The organism is Kutzneria kofuensis (assembly GCF_014203355.1).
Classification (GTDB): domain Bacteria; phylum Actinomycetota; class Actinomycetes; order Mycobacteriales; family Pseudonocardiaceae; genus Kutzneria; species Kutzneria kofuensis.
The window spans coordinates 1,513,831-1,530,662 of record NZ_JACHIR010000001.1 but is presented as its reverse complement, the minus strand read 5'-3'; the positions used below and the strand labels follow the sequence as shown (position 1 = coordinate 1,530,662).

Annotated in this window: 14 protein-coding genes; 5 read left to right on the top strand and 9 right to left on the bottom strand. The window is 69.6% G+C overall.

All coding sequences use genetic code 11. From position 1 onward, the window contains the following. Positions 1-228: 228 nt before the first annotated feature. Entirely contained in the window at positions 229-972 is a 744-nt protein-coding gene (locus BJ998_RS06925; protein ID WP_184868487.1) for a pyrimidine reductase family protein, read from the bottom strand. A 39-nt stretch (positions 973-1,011) separates the two neighbouring features. Between BJ998_RS06925 and zapE the strand changes: the two genes are divergently transcribed. Beyond that, positions 1,012-2,025, top strand: a complete 1,014-nt coding sequence (gene zapE / locus BJ998_RS06920) for a cell division protein ZapE (RefSeq protein WP_184859531.1) — start codon at positions 1,012-1,014, stop codon at positions 2,023-2,025. A 55-nt stretch (positions 2,026-2,080) separates the two neighbouring features. On the opposite strand, the gene BJ998_RS06915 is transcribed toward zapE, so the two are convergent. Both BJ998_RS06915 and BJ998_RS06910 read right to left on the bottom strand, forming a co-directional pair. Then, on the bottom strand, positions 2,081-2,611 hold the full coding sequence (locus BJ998_RS06915) for a PaaI family thioesterase (protein ID WP_312889969.1): 531 nt from the start codon (positions 2,609-2,611) through the stop codon (positions 2,081-2,083). 13 nt (positions 2,612-2,624) lie between these two features. Further along, positions 2,625-3,296 (bottom strand): TetR/AcrR family transcriptional regulator C-terminal domain-containing protein, encoded by a 672-nt coding sequence (locus tag BJ998_RS06910; RefSeq protein WP_184859529.1) that lies wholly within the window; start codon positions 3,294-3,296, stop codon positions 2,625-2,627. A 51-nt stretch (positions 3,297-3,347) separates the two neighbouring features. On the opposite strand from BJ998_RS06910, the gene BJ998_RS06905 reads away from it, so the two are divergent. The 3 genes from BJ998_RS06905 (at position 3,348) to BJ998_RS06895 (ending at position 6,928) form a co-directional block, all read left to right on the top strand. Then, complete coding sequence (locus tag BJ998_RS06905) at positions 3,348-4,304, top strand: quinone oxidoreductase family protein (RefSeq protein WP_184859527.1); 957 nt, start codon at positions 3,348-3,350, stop codon at positions 4,302-4,304. A gap of 43 nt (positions 4,305-4,347) precedes the next feature. Beyond that, positions 4,348-5,967, top strand: coding sequence for an ATP-binding cassette domain-containing protein (locus tag BJ998_RS06900; RefSeq protein ID WP_184859525.1), 1,620 nt, complete (start codon positions 4,348-4,350; stop codon positions 5,965-5,967). Positions 5,968-6,085: 118 nt separating this feature from the next. Next, positions 6,086-6,928 carry a glutamate ABC transporter substrate-binding protein gene (locus BJ998_RS06895; protein WP_184859523.1) on the top strand — a complete coding sequence of 281 codons (843 nt, stop codon included), beginning with the start codon at positions 6,086-6,088 and terminating at the stop codon, positions 6,926-6,928. Positions 6,929-7,069: 141 nt separating this feature from the next. Here BJ998_RS06895 and BJ998_RS06890 read toward each other — a convergent pair whose 3' ends face one another. The 4 genes from BJ998_RS06890 to rocD all read right to left on the bottom strand — a co-directional run bounded on the left by BJ998_RS06890 (position 7,070) and on the right by rocD (position 13,984). Then, on the bottom strand, positions 7,070-8,560 hold the full coding sequence (locus BJ998_RS06890) for a glycoside hydrolase family 30 protein (RefSeq protein WP_184859521.1): 1,491 nt from the start codon (positions 8,558-8,560) through the stop codon (positions 7,070-7,072). A gap of 134 nt (positions 8,561-8,694) precedes the next feature. After that, the gene (locus BJ998_RS06885; RefSeq protein WP_246488539.1) at positions 8,695-11,868 is read right to left on the bottom strand and encodes an NACHT domain-containing protein; all 3,174 of its coding nucleotides are present in this window, start codon (positions 11,866-11,868) and stop codon (positions 8,695-8,697) included. Positions 11,869-11,892: 24 nt separating this feature from the next. Then, on the bottom strand, positions 11,893-12,717 hold the full coding sequence (locus BJ998_RS06880; protein WP_184859519.1) for a GNAT family N-acetyltransferase: 825 nt from the start codon (positions 12,715-12,717) through the stop codon (positions 11,893-11,895). Positions 12,718-12,760: 43 nt separating this feature from the next. Then, complete coding sequence (rocD, locus tag BJ998_RS06875) at positions 12,761-13,984, bottom strand: ornithine--oxo-acid transaminase (protein ID WP_184859517.1); 1,224 nt, start codon at positions 13,982-13,984, stop codon at positions 12,761-12,763. A 276-nt stretch (positions 13,985-14,260) separates the two neighbouring features. On the opposite strand from rocD, the gene BJ998_RS06870 reads away from it, so the two are divergent. Then, entirely contained in the window at positions 14,261-15,349 is a 1,089-nt protein-coding gene (locus BJ998_RS06870) for a lactonase family protein (RefSeq protein WP_246488538.1), read from the top strand. A 79-nt stretch (positions 15,350-15,428) separates the two neighbouring features. On the opposite strand, the gene BJ998_RS06865 is transcribed toward BJ998_RS06870, so the two are convergent. Continuing rightward, positions 15,429-16,052 carry a maleylpyruvate isomerase N-terminal domain-containing protein gene (locus BJ998_RS06865; RefSeq protein WP_184859515.1) on the bottom strand — a complete coding sequence of 208 codons (624 nt, stop codon included), beginning with the start codon at positions 16,050-16,052 and terminating at the stop codon, positions 15,429-15,431. Further along, a complete protein-coding gene (locus BJ998_RS06860) occupies positions 16,049-16,831 on the bottom strand; it encodes a methylenetetrahydrofolate reductase (protein ID WP_184859513.1) in 783 nt (260 codons plus the stop codon). The genes BJ998_RS06865 and BJ998_RS06860 overlap by 4 nt, the downstream gene beginning before the upstream one ends. Position 16,832 lies beyond the last annotated feature (1 nt).

Here is a 16,832-nt window from a genome sequence, read left to right as displayed (position 1 = left end):
CATCGACCGGCGCGGGCTCGTCGAGCCGATCGTATCGGCAGAAACCGGTCCCGGGGTCAGCCCGCGAACGGCCCAACATCGGCCGCCGGACGGGCTGAACCGCCGATGCCACAAGCGCGTCGGCGCTGGCAGTGGCGCGTCGGCAAGCCCCCACCCCCAACGCCACATGCGCTTCCCCTGTGGCGCCTGATGCCACAGGGGAAGCGCATGTGGGGGAAGCAGGAGGGGTCAGCCGGAGCGGCGGGCGCGGTAGCGGAGCATCAGGAAGCTGTCGTCGGTCAGCACCGACGCCAGCTCCAACTCACGCGGGGCGGCCGGGGTTCGGCCGAAGGCGATGCGGCTGGCGTCGCCGCCGGCCAGCAGGGGCGAGATGGTGAGGCAGAGCTGGTCCACCAAGCCCGCCTCGATGAGGCCGCCGAACAGGTGCGGCCCGCCTTCGCAGCTGACGCGGCGGAGACCCCGCTTGTCCAGCTCGGCGAGGGCGGTGGGGAGGTCGACGTCCGAATCACCGGCGACCACGACGTCCGCGCCGGCGTCGGACAACGCGGCGCGGCGGTCGGCGGCGGCGGCTTCGCAGGTGAGGATGATGGCGGGGACCACGGTCTCGGTCACCAGCGGCGAGTCGGGGGCGATGGTGGCCCGCCGGGTGACGACGGCGATGGGAGGAACGGGGCTGAGCCCGAGGCGGGAGCGGACGGCGGCCCGCACCTCGCCGGTCTTGACGCCGCCGTAGCCCTCGATGGTGGCGGTGCCGGCGCCGACCAGCACCACGTCGGCCAGGGTGCGGCCGAGCATGAACACCTTCTTGTCGGCGGGTCCGGACAGGCCGTGCGACTTGCCGCCGACGGTGACGGCCCCGTCGGGACTGGAGACGAAGTTCACCTGCACCCACGGCCGGGCGAGGTCCGACGGGTAGTCGTAGAGCCGTTCCAGCTCGATGTCGTCGATGTCACCGTCGTGGGGCAGCAGCATGCGCACGGGTCAATCCCAACACGACACTACGATTCGGGCATGACCACCCCGCGCCTGATCGACCGGCACCCCACGATCAGCGGGGACGAGATCGTGGCGGCGATGGTCCCGCCGCCCCGCTTCTCCGACGTCAGCTTCGACAGCTACCTGCCCAACCCGGACGAGCCGAGCCAGGCGGCGGCGGTGCGGAGCGGCAAGGACTTCGCCGACAAGGTCGCGGCGGCGGCGAAGTCCAGGTCCTGGGTGAAGTCCCTGTTCGCGGCGAAGGAACAGGGCAAGCGCGGCCTGTACCTCGACGGCGGCTTCGGCGTCGGCAAGACGCACCTGCTGGCCTCGCTCTGGCACGCGGTCCCCGGCCCGAAGGCGTACGGCACGTTCGTGGAGCTGACGCACCTGGTTGGCGCCCTCGGCTTCATGGAGGCGGTCAAGAGGCTGTCCGAGCACCGGTTGCTGGCGATCGACGAGTTCGAGCTGGATGACCCCGGCGACACGACGCTGGTGACCCGTCTCCTGCAGGAGTTGACCGCGGCCGGCACGTTCGTCGCGGCGACGTCGAACACGCTGCCGGAGAAGCTGGGGGAGGGGCGGTTCGCGGCGGACGACTTCCTGCGCGAGATCCGCAGCCTCTCGCAGCAGTTCGACGTCGTACGGGTCGACGGCCCGGACTACCGGCACCGCGGGCTGCCGGACGCGCCGGAACCGATGACCGACGAGCAGCTGATCACCAGCGCCGACACCACCCCCGGCGCCACGCTCGACGACTTCGACGCACTGTGCGCCCACCTGGCCAAGTTGCATCCGTCCCGCTACGGCCGGTTGGTCACCGACGTGACGGCGGTGCACCTCAAGCACGTCCACGCCGCCCCGGACCAGGACGTGGCGCTGCGCCTGGTCGCCTTCGCCGACCGTCTCTACGACCGGGCCGTGCCGGTCGCGGTGTCGGGGCTGCCGCTGTCGGAGATGTTCACCGACGAGATGCTGCGCGGCGGCTACCGCAAGAAGTACCTGCGCGCGGTCTCCCGCCTGATCGCCCTCTCCCGCGAGGCCCAGTGACGCTCGGAACGCGTCTTTCCTCTACTCGGAGTTGAGGAAAGGCGCTTTCCGAGCATCAGGGGTTGACCTCGAAGTCACGGCCCTCGAGCCCGCGGCCGTGCTTGCTGAAGTGCTCCAGCCCGACCTCAATGAACAGGCCCTGGGCGGTCAGCGCCACCGGCCCGTCCTCGGCGTTCAGGCGGCCGACGGCGCTGGTGTAGATCTTGCGGCCGAGCACGCCGTCCACCTGCGCCCGGATGTGCAGCGTGGAGTCGACGGGGACCGGGCGCCGGAAGTCGGTCTCCAGCCGGCCGGTGACGGCCGGGATGTGTGTGAGCATGCCCAACATGCCGAGCATCTCGTCGAACGCGCACGCCAGCAGCCCGCCGTGGGCCAGCCCGGGCGCGCCCTGGTGGTGGTCGGTGACCAGGAACCGGCCGTGCAGGGTCAGCCCCTCGCCGGCCCGGACCCGCATGTGCAGGCCGCTTTCGTTGTCGCCGCAGCCGAAGCACTGCGAGTAGTGCACGGGCAGTTCTTCGCCGGGCGCGGGTGCGTCCGGGTGCCGCACGGGCAGCGTCGCGCCTTCAGGCAGCTCCACCTTGTTCACGTGACAACTTCCTTCATGGGCTAAGTATCAAACGCTGCTCCATGCCGGCGATCAGCAGGTCCAGCCCGAACTCGAACTGGGCGTCGCCGCCGACGGTCTGGCGCAGCGCCGCGGCGTGCTCGACCAGCGTGGGATAGCGCTCGGCCGGCAGGCCGGTCATTATCTGCCGCACCTTCTCCCGCCGCTCCGGGTCCCGGTTCTCCTCCAGCAGCCGGACCTCGAGCGTGGTCACGCCGACGACGAAGCCGAGGACCGTGGTGTACGCGCGTGCCGCGTTCTCGGCGTTGAAACCGGCCTCGACCAGGGCCCGCAGCAGCGACTCGGACGACTCCGCCGACTCGTGCCCGGCCAGCGGGCGCTGCTGCAGCAGCGCGGTCAGGCACGGGTGCTCCAGGATCTGGCCGCGCAGCCGCCGGCAGATAGTGCGCACCTGGTGCTGCCAGCCGCCGTACGCGGTGGTCAGCGTGGCGGCCCCGAGCGCGTGATCGCGTACGGCGTCGAGCAGCTCGTCCTTGCCGCGGAAGTAGGTGTACAGCGTCATCGGCGCGACCCCGAGGTCCTTGGCCAGGGCGCGCACGCTGAACGCCTCGACGCCGACCCGGTCGAGCAGGGTGAGCGCGGCCGTGACGACGAGCTCCGCGCTCAGTGTGTTGCGGGGCACCCTCGTCCGGGCTGTCGTCTCCATGCCGTACACTGTACCGTACACCGTACGGAACGGCGACGAAGGAGTCAAACGGTGCGTGCGGTGCAGGTCAGCGAGTTCGGCGGGCCCGAGGTGCTGAAGGTGGTGGAGCTGCCGAAGCCGGTGCCGGCCGACGGCCAGCTGCTGGTGAAGGTGGACCGGGCCGGCATCAACTACGCCGACACCCACCAGGCCGAGAACTCGTACCTGGCCCAGCAGAAGCTGCCGTTCATCCCTGGCGGCGAGATCGTCGGCCGCACCGAGGACGGCCGCCGCGTGGTGGCGCTCAGCGCCGGCGGCGGCTACGCCGAGTACGCCCTCACCCACGAGCACCTGGCCTTCGAGGTCCCGGACGGCGTCTCCGACGCGGCGGCGCTCGCGCTGATCGTGCAGGGCACGACCGCCTGGCACCTGCTGCGCACCTCGTCGCACATGCAGGTCGGCGAGTCCGTCGTGGTGATCTCCGCCGCCGGCGGCGTCGGCACGCTGGCCGTGCAGCTGGCCAAGCTGTGGGGCGCCGGCCGGGTCATCGGGACTGCCTCTTCGGACGGCAAAAGGGGCCTGGCTGTCGACCTCGGCGCGGACGTGGCGATCGACGCCGACCCGGCCGACACGCTGGCCGAGCGCCTGATCGAGGCCAACGACGGCAAGCGCGTCGACATCGTGCTGGAGATGACCGGCGGCGGCGTGTTCGACGCGTCGCTGAGCGCCCTGGACAGCTTCGGCCGCCTCGTCGCCTACGGCGCGGCGTCCCGCACCATGGGCACGCCGGTGGCCCCGAACAAGCTGATGGCGCACTCCAAGTCGGTGATCGGCTTCTGGCTGCAGGACTGCTTCCGCCGCCCCGCGATGATGCGCGACGCGATGAGCGAGCTGTTCGGGCTGGTCGCCACCAACAAGCTCAAGCCGCTGCTCGGCGGCGACTACGCGCTCACCGACGTGGCCCAGGCGCACGTCGACATCCGCTCCCGCAAGACCGTCGGCAAGCTCGTGCTGGACCCCAGCAAGTAACCGGTTAGGACATGGCGGGTCCAGTAGGTCACCATGACCCGTTATGGGGTTCCTAGAGGCCGGCGGGCTCGCCTATCAGCTCTCCGACGGCCGGCAGCTGTTCAGTGACGTCACGTTCCGCGTGTCGCAGGGCCACGTCGCCGCCGTCGTGGGCGAGAACGGCGCCGGCAAGACGACGCTGCTGCGCATCCTGTCGGGCGAGCTGACGCCGGCCGACGGCGGCGTGGTCGTGCAGGGCGGGCTCGGCGTGATGCCGCAGTTCATCGGGTCGGTGCGGGACGAGTCCACGGTCCGCGACCTGCTGCTCGCCGTCGCCGCGCCCGCGCTGCGGGCCGCCGCGAAGGAACTCGACGAAGTCGAGCTCGCGTTGATGGAGGTCGACGACGAGCCGACGCAGATGCGCTACGCCGACGCGCTGGCGGCGTGGGGCGAGCTCGGCGGCTACGACCTCGAGGTGCTGTGGGACGTCGTCACCGTTGCGGCGCTGGGCATTCCGTACGACCGGGCCCGCTTTCGGGGCGTGCGAACGATGTCCGGCGGCGAGCAGAAGCGGCTGGTGCTGGAGGCGTTGCTGCGCGGCAACGATCAGGTGCTGATGCTCGACGAACCGGACAACTACCTTGACGTGCCGGGGAAACGCTGGCTGGAGGAGCGGCTCCGCGAGTCGAACAAGGCCGTGCTGCTGGTCAGCCACGACCGCGAGCTGCTGGCCAACGCCGCCACCCACATCATCGCGCTGGAGGCCCGGACCACCTGGGTGCACGGCGGCGGTTTCGGCACCTGGCACGAGGCCCGCGCGGCGCGCTGGGCCCGGGTCGCCGAACTGCACAAGCGGTGGGACGAGGAGCACCAGCGCCTGATCGACCTGGTGCGGGAACTGCAGCGGCAGGCGGCGAGCAGCCCGGACATGGCTTCCCGGTACCGGGCCATGCAGACCCGGCTGCGCAAGTTCGAGGAGGGCCCGCGGCCGCCGGAACTGCCCCAGGAGCACGAGGTCAAGCCGCGGCTGCGGGGCTCGCGCACCGGCGTCCGTGCGATCACGTGCGAGCGGCTGGAGCTGACCGGCCTGATGAAGCCGTTCGACGTCGAGGTGTTCTTCGGCGACCGGGTGGCGGTGTTGGGCTCCAACGGTTCCGGCAAGAGCCACTTCCTGCGGCTGCTGGGCGGCGGCGACGTCGCGCACACCGGGTCGTGCCGGCTGGGCGCGCGGGTCGTTCCGGGGCTGTTCGCGCAGACACATGAGCATCCCGAGTGGATCGGCCGCACGCTCGTGGATGTGTTGTGGCACGGGGAGGGCGGCCGCAAGGGCCTCGACCGCGGCGCCGCGATGTCCGTGCTGAGCCGCTACGGCCTGGCGGCCAGCGGTGACCAGCGGTTCGAGACACTCTCGGGTGGACAGCAGGCGCGCTTCCAGATCCTGCTGCTCGAACTGTCCGGCGCCACGCTGTTGTTGTTGGACGAGCCGACCGACAACCTCGACCTCACCTCGGCCGAGGCGCTGCAGGACGCGCTCGAGGAGTTCACCGGCACCGTCGTCGCCGTGACGCACGATCGGTGGTTCTCCCGGTCGTTCGACCGGTTCCTGCTGTTCGGGTCGGACGGCAAAGTTCACGAGGTGGCCGAACCCGTGTGGGACGAGGGCCGGGTGGTCCGCGCCAGGTGACTTTCGTTCACAAGAATCGGTCAGGACAGAATTGTTCACATGGTTGGTCTGGACGGTCCCCCGGGTGACCGCCTAGGTTCGCCTGATTCCTGACGACCTGACGACTGTTTGGTGGACGATGAGCTCCAGGGTGTGGTTCGCTTCCGCCCGTCGCGTGTCTGCCCTGTTAGCCGCCGCGCTCGTGGCGGCGGCCTGCGGCAGCGGCGGCGGTGGCGACACCGTGATCGGCAAGGCCTCCAGCGGGCATCTGACCATCGCGATCGCCGAGGACCAGCCGGGCAGCAGCCTCAAGGGCCTCAACGGGGACTACAGCGGCTTCGACATCGACGTGGCCCAGTTCGTGGCCAAGGAACTGGGTGTCGAGCCCAGCGGCATCACGTGGCGCAGCACGGTCAGCGCCGACCGGGAGACCGTGCTGGAGAACGGTTCCGCGGACATGGTGGTGGAGACCTACTCCATCACCGACAAGCGCAAGCAGGTGATCTCCTTCGCCGGCCCGTACTTCGTGGCCGGGCAGGACCTGCTGGTGCGGCTGTCCGACACCTCGATCAAGGGCCCGGAGTCGCTCAACGGCAAGCGGCTGTGCTCGGTCGCCGGCACCACCTCCGCGCAGGAGGTGAAGGACAAGTTCGCGCAGCAGACCAAGCTGGTGGAGTACGCGCACTTCTCGGAGTGCATCACCGCGCTGCTGGCCAACATCGTGGACGCGGTCACCACCGACGACCTGATCCTGGCCGGTTACGCCGCGCAGAACCCGGAACTGCTCCGAGTGGTGGGCAAGACGTTCACCCAGGAGCGCTACGGCATCGGCGTCAAGAAGGGCGACACGGCGTCCGTGGCCAAGATCGACGACGCGCTCACCAAGATGATCAGCACCGGCGCCTGGAACTCCTCGCTGCAGCACAACTTCGGCGGCACCGGCTACAAGATCCCCTCCCCGCCCCAGATCACGGAGCGGTAGAAGTCGCCAGTCCCCGCGAGGCCGCGCCGGAGCCTGGACCGCGGCCACAGCTCGATCGAGTCTTTCCATCGATCGAGCTGTGGCAAGGGAAGGCGCCGGCTTGATGGCGGCCTCGCCCCGCGCGGAACGCGCGGCAAAAACTCAGTGGATGGGGGCCCACTGGTAGGTGACGGTGCCGCCGGCGGGCAGGGTGGCGTCGAAGGAGTGCGTGCCGTAGACGACGGTGAAGGTCTGCGTCGTCGTGCCGGTGTTGAGGGCCACCAGGGTGGTGGAGCGGTCCGGGTTGGTGAACGCGACCGTGGTCAGCGGCGCGCCCTTGCTGGAGTTGGTGTCGACGGTGCTGGCGATGTGCGTGGCGCCGGTCGGCACGAACTTGGAGAAGTGCTCGATGTCCCGGTACTGGTCGTTGTAGGTCACGGCCTTGGACACCGAGTTGACGGTGATCGTGCCGTTGCAGCTGCCGCAGCCGCCCAGGTGCGGGCCGTGGTTCTCGTCCAGCGCGATGTTCCAGTCGATGGAGCTGCGGCCCCAGTTCTGCATCACGCCGATGATCGTGGCGGAGTCGCCGCCCTCGCACTCGGTCATGAAGATGTCCTTGCCGGGGAAGGCCGCCTTCAGCCCGGTCTGCGCGGTCGGGTCGCCGTAGTAGCAGTGGTAGGCGGTGCCGGCGACCCAGCGGTAGGCGTCGGTGGCCAGCAGGTCGTACGGGTAGTTCGGCTCCGGGTCCTCGTCGGCGCGCTGGTGTGAGGAGATGTCACCGGGGTGCTCGGACCAGTTGTGGTCGAAGGCGAGGATCTTGGTGCGCAGCCCGGCGGCGCGCAGTGCCGGCCCGAGCGCCTCGATCACCTTGGCCTCCTGCTCCCAGGACAGGTCGGTGCCGGGATAGTTCTTGCGCTCCAACGCCTGCGGCTCGTTCTGCACGGTGAGGTAGTCCACCGGCACGCCGGCCCGCTGGTAGGCCTGGACGAACTTCACCAGGTACAGCGCGTAGGCGCGGTAGATCTTCGGGTCGTCGATCAGCTTGCCGTCGATCATGGAGCCGGACGTCTTCATCCAGCCGGGCATGCTCCACGGGCTGGCGACGATCTGGATGTGCGGGTTGAGCCCCCGGGCCTGCCGCAGCAGCGGCAGGATCTGCGCCTCGTCGTGGGCGATGGAGAAGTGCCGCATCTGGTAGTCGGTCTGGCCGGCCGGCAGGTCGTCGTAGCTGTAGTCCTGGCCGACGGCGAAGTCCGAGGCGCCGATCGGCTGCCGCAGGAAGTCGATGCCGGCGCCGGCCTCGGGGTCGAACAGGTTCTTCATCACCTCGGCCCGGTTCTCCGGCGTCAGGCCGTAGAGCACGTGCGCCGAGGAGTCGGTGATCGCCGCGCCGAAGCCGGACACCGTCTGGTATCTGACGTTCGGGTCCACGTGCACGGTGACCGGGGTCTTGGTCACGGTGCTGTTGAGCGGCAACCGCACGTCCGTCGGCGTCTCCACGCCCGGGGTGGTCAGCCACTCGTGCACGGTGGTCGGATTCGGCGGCTGGGCCGGGGACACCGGCGCCGCCGGGGCGGCGGTGGCCGTGCTCGAGATCGGCAGGACTGCCGCGGCGGCCGCGACAGCGAGAGTCAACAGCACTCGGGTGCGCATGGCGCGACCCAACACCGAGACTTCGTCCGAGACAAGGTTTAACTCGAAGACAACCGTGGTGGAGCAACCTCGCTCACTGCCCGTAGCGAAGAGCTCGGGTCTGCGAGGTCGTCGAGCTGGCATCGCGCGGCCGCTCAGCGCCATTTAATCAAAACATCGGGGCCCAGCTCGTCAACGCCGTCGTACGAGGAGTCGCGATACAGTTCTAGTCGTATCGACATTCCGGCGAGCGGTCGCAAGTCGACGGTTGCGCCCCAGTGGGGTCCGATTACTATCAAATGGTTGAGGCTGGTCAACTTTTTGACGGGAGTGAGGTCGGCTGTGATCTTGCCGACGAGCACCAGTTCGGCGAGAGTGGGTAGCGCGGCCGCGAATCTCGGAAGTACTTCAGGGCTGGTTTGCCAGGCCAGGCGCACCCGCCTGAGTTGCCCTAGGTTGCCGAGAACTCGTGGATCGATTTCTGTCGGCCAGAGTTCGATGCTGAGGTTCTCGAGCGACTGCAGTCCTTCGAATGGTGTGGTGTCGATTGTCGATGCCAGGTCTCCCAGGGAGAGATCCTTCAGTTCGCCGAGCAGGTTGAGGAACTTGAGTTCTTGGTGGGGGGACAGCTGCCTCAGGTTCAGGTAGGAGAGGGTGGGTAGGCCTGCGAGCGTGTCGAGATTGGCGAACCGGTTTGCCTGGAAAAGTGCCACGGTTTCGAGCTTGGGGTGTGCTTCCAGTGGGGACACATCGATATCGCCATCGAGCTGCATTCTCAAGTGTCGCAGGTTGTGCACGCCGGAAAGTATGTCCAGCGAGGTCTGCGGCTCCTCGTTGGGCAGCCAGACCGTGGTCGATCTCAGATTCTTCAGCGTCGAAAGGTGCTTGATCATTCGTTTGGAACTCACTTCGATGAGACCGTCGATCAGAGGGGCGTCGGCGAGCACGTCCCGCGCGTACCGTTCCGGGTCGAAGTACTTCCATGCCATCGCGAGTTCGTCTTGCACCTCGAATCGAGGATCGGCTGCGTACATCGCGAGCCTGGCCATGGCTTCCGGGCTGGCGGTGAGGGCCACAGTGCGAACCGTGGCCCTTGCCGCGGCATTCGACATGCCGGACAGACTGGTCGGCAGGTAGTGCAGTACCCGCGGGCCGATCGAGGCCAGGGACCGCGTTTCCCGGACGTGCCTCGGCGGCACCAGTCGTTCCCGGATCACCTCGTCCAGGCGGTCGTTGACCTCGGCCTGGACATCGGTCACCGTTTCCAGGCAGGCCGCGGCGAGCAGCCGCAGCCGGCGGGCGCGCCTGCCGGTCGCCGCGTCGGCGGCGTCGAGGATGCCGGTGATCAGCTCTCCGACCTGGGACCGCTGGGCGTGACCGCAGGCCATGACCACTGTTTCCCACCACGAATCCAGGTGGGCGTGGCTGATCAGCGTCTCGATCTGGTTGTCCTGGATGGCTTCGGCCGCCGCCAGATACTCCTGGAACGTCCGATGCACGAAGTCGACCTGACCAGGGACGGGTTCCCGGATGACGCCGCTGCGTTCCAGCAGGTGCGTGACGATGGCGGCTGGCTCGGCGGTGGTGTTGGGCATCGAACGGACCTTGCGCCCGACGTGTTCACGCACCTTGGCCGTCGGAAGCTGGCTGCGGTTGGCCATGGTGAGCCGCCACGCCAGGTCCCGCAGCAACACGGACTTCTCGGCGGCGCCGAGAAGTCCGGAGACCTCCCGCTCGGCGTCGCGCAGTTCCAGGAGCATGGTCAGCGCCGACTGGTACAACTCGATGCGGTTGTGCGGCAACTGCGCCGTGCGGCCGAGGTTGAGAGCGCACAACATGGCACACAGCAAGGGGTTCGCGGCCAGGGCGCGGAGGTGTTCGCGGCTGTCGAGCTGGCTCACCAGACGGCGCTGTGCGGCCGGCAGCGCGTCCACGGGGCAAGGCAGGGCGTCGGCGTTGCGGGCGGCTTCGTGCCAGCGATCGAGGAAGATCATCACATCGGCGGGGCTCATCTGCTCCAGCAACACGGAAGTGAAGCCCTGCGCGGTGAGCCAACGCTCGTCGGCGGCTGCGGGACGCGACGTGACCACGATCTTGACCTCGGGAAAGGTGGTGCCGAGTTCGTGCAGCCATTCCCGGACCTGATGGCGTTTGTTCGGTCGCACTTCGTCGACGCCATCAACCAATACGAGCGCGCGGCCGGAACGCAGACAGCGGTGCACCCATCCCGCAGGCATCACACCGACGAGCCAGCTGGCGGCGTGGTCGAGGAACTGTTCGGGGCGCGGTAGCTGCGCATCGGCGTAGCGACGCAACCGGATGGGTAGCGGGACGTGTCCGTTCCACTCCCGTAGTTGGTCGCTGAACGCACCGCGCGCCGCGGTGACCGCGAGCCAGTCGAGCAGGGTGGTCTTGCCCGAGCCGGCGTCACCGCGCACCAGGGTTCGATCAGTGAGAGCGGCCTCAACGCGCGTACGGGTGCCCGCACGATCGGCCTCGACGGCACCGAACCAGCGGCCGGCGTCGACGGCGTCCTTGCGGTGCCGGTTCTGTTCCTCGGAGACCGTCAGGCTGAGGTACGCGACGGTCAACGCCAGCTTGGGGCGGTTGCGCATGCTCAGTCCGAGCAGTTCCAGTCGGTCGAGATTGTTCGTCACATAACGCAGGTACTCGGCCGTGAACTCGTCGTCGTTGTCGGTGCCTTGTGGCGCGCGCAGGCTCGTTCGTGGCAACCGCGACAGCACCTCGTCGAGCTGCGCGGCCTGTGCTGTCGCCCGGCTCAGCACCTCGGCCAATGCCCTGGGCTGGAAAGCGGGCAGTTGACGAACCACCTGCACCAGGTAGCGACATGCCTGATCGAGTGCCAGGTCGTAGAGCCGGTGCGCTGACTCGGACAGTCCGGCGTCGGTCGGTGTGTGCTGGCGGATCCGGCGGGCGAGCTCGTCAGGATCGGCGTCAACGTCGAGAATCGCGCGGTCGGACAGGTCCGTGTCGCCGAGTGCGATTGTCACGGCGTCAAGTGCCGCGTTCAGCTCGTTCTCCGGTAGCGCGCTGAACTTGGCCACCAGCAGGGGTTCGAGCTGGTCGCCGACCTGGTGACTGATGCCTTCGACGAGATGCGCCAGCTTGTCCCGCTGACGGGCGGTCGACAGTTCCGCGGCGGCGAGCTCGGCCAGCGACGACCTGCGTTCGCCGGCTTTGCGCTGCTTGTCCAACCATGCCTTCGCGGCCCGCTGGGCGACAGCCTGACCGATCTTTCCCGCGACGGCGTCCAGTCCGATGATGACGGCTCCCTCCGACCACAGGAGGTTGCTGCTGAGCGGTCGCAACCGGCAAGACGGCGGACGGGTGAGTCAGCCCAGGGCCTGCATCACAGGTGTGAACAGCCGGGACCGGTCGCCGGGCAGGTCGTCGCCGCGCACCATGGTCGTCGCCTCGAACGAGCGGGGCAGGCCCCGGGTGGCGGCCCAGGCCGCCAGCTCGACGTTGTCGGTGTCGAGGCGCACCGGGCCGTCCACAGTGGACGCGACGTCGACGACCAGGGCCTGGGCGTCGGAAATCCGAGCGGCGATCACCGGGCCGATGACCACGGTCTCGCCGTCCCGCCACGAGCCGGCGTAGCCGGTGATCATGCCGTCGGTCTCCAGAACCCGGACCTGGCCGGCGAAGCGGAGGTATCCGGTCAGCAGGCGACCGCGGTCGGCTCCGGTGACTTCGGCGTCGAGACGGTGCACGGCATCGAGATCGGCCCCGGTGAAGGGCCGGGTGCGGCCGGTGCGCGTGCCGGCGCCGGCGAAGCGGCCGCGGTGGGTGAACACGGTTCCGGTCGCCCGAAAGCCCAGCGACTCGTACAGCGGCAGGCCGGCATCGGTGGCGTACAAGGCGATCGTGCCGGCGCCGGCGTTGTCCATGGCGTGCCGCATGAGCGCGCGGCCGAGGCCGCGGCGGTTCCAGCGCTCCGCCACCAGCATCATCCCGATCCAGGCCAGCCGCGGACCGAACCGGCTCAGCACCACCGAGCCGGCCAGGTCCGCCCGATCCCGCAGGCCGTAGGCCTCGCCGACGGTGAGCAGGAACGACCACTTGCGCCGTTCCCGCGGCCACTGCCGGTCGGCCGCCAGGTCGAGACACGCGGCGAGGTCGTCGATGCCCAGCCGCGCCACCGAAGCCGTGTCCATGCGGCCAACGTCTCATGACGTGGGTCACATGCGGTACGGCATTTTACCTACCTATAACGTTGGCGATCGCGTCCACGCCGCGATCGATCTCCTCGCGGGTGATCACCAGCGGCGGCGCGACGCGCAGCGTGGTGTCGTGGGTTTCCTTGCACAGCACGCCCCGCTTGGCCAGCGCCTCGGAGGCCGCGCGCCCGGCCGGACCGCCGGGGGCGATCTCCACGCCGGCCCACAGGCCGCGGCCGCGCACCTCGGCGGCGCCGTGCCCGATCAGCTCGCCGAGCCGCTCGTGCAGGTACGCGCCGAGCTCGCGGGAACGCTGCTGGAACTCGCCGGTGGCCAGCAGCTTGACCACGGCGCGGCCGACCGCACAGGCCAGCGGGTTGCCGCCGAAGGTCGAGCCGTGCTCGCCGGGGCGCAGCACGCCGAGCACGTCGGCGCGGCCGACCACCGCCGACACCGGCATGATGCCGCCGCCCAGGGCCTTGCCCAGCGTGTACAGGTCGGCGCGCACGCCCTCGTGGTCCAGTGCGAGCAGCTCGCCGGTGCGGGCCAGGCCGGACTGGATCTCGTCGGCGATCATCAGCACGTCGCGCTCGTCGCAGAGCCGGCGGATGCCGGCCAGGTAGCCGGCCGGTGGCACGACCACGCCGGCCTCGCCCTGGATCGGCTCGATCAGCACGGCCGCGGTGTGCTCGGTGATCGCGGCCGCCATCGCGTCCAGGTCGCCGTACTCGACCACGGTGAAGCCCGGGGTGAACGGCCCGAAGTCGGCGCGCGCGGTGTCGTCGGTGGAGAACGACACGATGGTGGTGGTGCGGCCGTGGAAGTTGGAGCCGGCGACCACGATCTGCGCGGTGCCCGCCGGCAGGCCCTTCACCTGGTACGCCCACTTGCGGGCGACCTTGATCGCCGACTCGACCGCCTCGGCGCCGGAGTTCATCGGCAGCACCAGGTCCGTGCCGGTGAGCTCGGCCAGCTCGCGGCAGAACAGGCCGAACTGGTCGTGGTGGAAGGCGCGGCTGGTCAGCGTGACCCGGCCCAGCTGCTCGACGGCGGCGGCGACCAGGGCCGGGTGGCGGTGGCCGAAGTTCAGTGCCGAGTAGCCGGACAGGAAGTCCAGGTACCGGTTGCCGTCGACATCGGTCACCCAGGCGCCGTCGCCCTCGGCGATGACGACCGGCAGCGGGTGGTAGTTGTGCGTGCTCCACCGCTCGTCGAGCTCGATGAAACTTGCGGCCGTTGCGGGGGTGTCGATGGTGGCGGTCATGTCCCAAGGCTAGATGGCCCCCGACGGTGATTTCATCCGGTCTACGTTGCGTATGGCACCAGTCTGTTGCGCTGTTCGATTATCTGACGGCGATTCGTTGCGTGCAGCTGATGTTGCGCAATGTGCAACCTTGGTTGCACGCCTTGCCTGCGGCGATGGTCTAGGCCACAGTGGCGGCACGCCGCCGTTGTTGGCCGAAAGGGGCGTGTGGTGCCTGGATTGGATCGTCGGCGGTTCCTGGGCGGGCTGCTGGCCGGGGTCGGAGGAGCGGTTCTGATGAGTGGTGGCGTGGCCGAGGCCGGCCCGGTGTTCGGGTCACGGGCCACCACTCGGCCGCTGTTCATCGGGACTTACACGGACGGGAACGGCGCCGGCAAGGGCATCGGCGTCGGCACCTGGGACCCGGCCAGCGGGCAGCTCACCGCCAAGTCCGTGGTCTCCGTGTCCAACCCCTCGTTTCTGGCGCTCGCGCCGTCGCAGCGGTTCCTGTACGCCGTCGACGAGCAGGCGGGCGGTCGCGTGACCGCCCTGTCCGTCTCGAACGGCGCGTTGAAGGTGCTCAACAGCCAGTCCAGCAAGGGCGACGGGCCCACGCACCTGTGCGTGACCACGGACGGCAAGCACGTGCTGGCCGCCAACTACGACTCCGGCAGTGTCGTCGTGCTGCCCGTGAAGTCGGACGGCAGCCTCGGCGCCGCGACCGACGTCGCGCAGCACAAGGGCTCCGGGCCCGACCCCGACCGGCAGGAGGGGCCGCACGCGCACCAGGTCCTGCCCGACTGCGCCGGCGCCTACCTGCATGCCGTCGACCTCGGCACCGACTCCGTCTACGCCTACTCGGTGTCCAGCGCCGGCAAGCTCAAGCTCGTGCACCAGGCGAAGGTGCCCGCCGGGCAGGGGCCGCGGCACCTGGCGTTCCACCCCAACGGCCGGTTCGCGTACATCGCCAACGAACTCGGCAACTCGGTCATCGTCGCCGCCTACGACCCGGCGACCGGCGTCCTGACCCCCGGCCAGCCGCAGACCACCCTCACCGCCGCGCCCCCGGCCGGCGTGCGCAACTACCCCGGCGAGATCGTCATCTCCGCCGACGGGCGGTTCGTGTACCTGTCCAACCGCGGCGCCGACAACGCCGCGGTGTTCGCCGTCGGCGACGGCGGGGCGTCGCTGAAGCTGCTCGCCAACACGCCCGTCGGCAAGAACCCCCGGCACATCGGGCTCGACCCCACCGGCTCGTTCCTGTTCTCCTCCAACCAGGACTCGGCCACGGTGACGAGCTACCGGGTGGACAAGGCCACCGGCCTGCTCAAGGCCGTCGGCACGCCGCTGAAGTCGCCCATGCCGGTGATGACGCTGCCGCTCTGAGCCCCCTTGCTTGCCACATGCGCTTCCCATGTGCGCCCAGGTGCCACCTGGGAAGCGCATGTGGCGAAAGAGGGGGTGGCTAGAACGCGGCGGCCATTCCGTCGGCGCGTTCGCGGCGGGACAAGGCCCGCAGCGCCGGCAGCGGCCCCCGCTTGACCACCGAGATCCGGGCCAGGGTGGTGACGGCGGCATCCACCACGTCGTCGGAGAACGACGGGGTGGGCACGCCGAGGCTGACGGCCAGGTCGTCGGCGTGGACGACGAGTTCGAGGATCCGGGTCAGCAGGCACTGGTCCAGCGGCAGCACCCAGCGGTCGAACATCAGCACGGGCAGCTCCGGGGGGAGCCCGTCGAGGCGCGCGGCGACCGACTCCAGCGCGGCGTCGTAGCGGGCGGCGAGGTCGGCGGCGGAGGGGCCGGCGTGTTCTTCGCTGCGCACGCGGATGCCGGTGGCGACCTCGGAGTCGACGTCGACATCGCCGTGCTGGGTGTAGTAGCGCACGGCATCCATCGGCACCAGGTCGGGCGGCACGGCGGCGTCGAGGAAGCGGTGCATGTTGGACACCTGCCCGGCGAGGTGGCCGGCGAGGCCGGAGATCCGGAACTCGGCCAGGGCGCTGGGCTTGGTCCACGACTCGGCCAGCTCGGCGGAGTGCAGCAGGACGGCGGCCGTGCGGGCGGCGGAGAGGAAAGAAGAGATCACTTCAGCATCTGCTCCAGTCGGGCGGCGACCTCGCGGTAGCGCGCGACGGGCACCAGGTGCACGCCGTCGAACGCGCCGGACTCGCGGATCCTGAGCACCTGCTCGCACGTGGACTCGACGCCGGCGAGGCGGTCGCCGTCGAGCCGGTCGACGAGGTCGGCGGGGATGTCGATGTCGGGAATGGCGGCGGCCAGCCGGTTGGCGTGCGCGGCGCTGGCGATGACCATCACGCCGGCGTAGACGGGCATGTCGACGGGGTTGGCGTCGCGCCACCGCAGCAGCGCGTCGAGGGAGAAGCTGACCTGCACGAACATGAAGTCGGCGGCGTGCTTCCACGCCGGCACGGGCCGCAGCCCGGCGGCGGTGCCGACCCGGAACGGGGCGACGCCGGCGAACGCCTTGTCCTCGGACAGCGACCGCACCTCGTCGATCATCGACCGTACGGTCAGCTGCCCGGTCCGGCTGCCGGACGCCGGCTTGTCGCCGTAGACGAACAGGAACTCCTCGACGCCGTACGCGGCGGCGGTGAGCAGGTCTCGCCGAAAGCCCAACATGTTGCGGTCACGCGAGTTCAGGCAGGCGATGCTGCGCCCGCCCATCGCCTGCACCTCGTGCGCCACGGCCACGCTGGACACGGTGGCCCGCCCGATGTGGTTGTCGGGGATGAGAAACGTGTCGGCCACCTTGGACAGGGTGCCGATCTGGTGCCGCACGTGCATCAGATCGGGCCTGGTCGGCGGCTCGATCTCACACACGACCTTGAACGGGCGCGAAGTCATG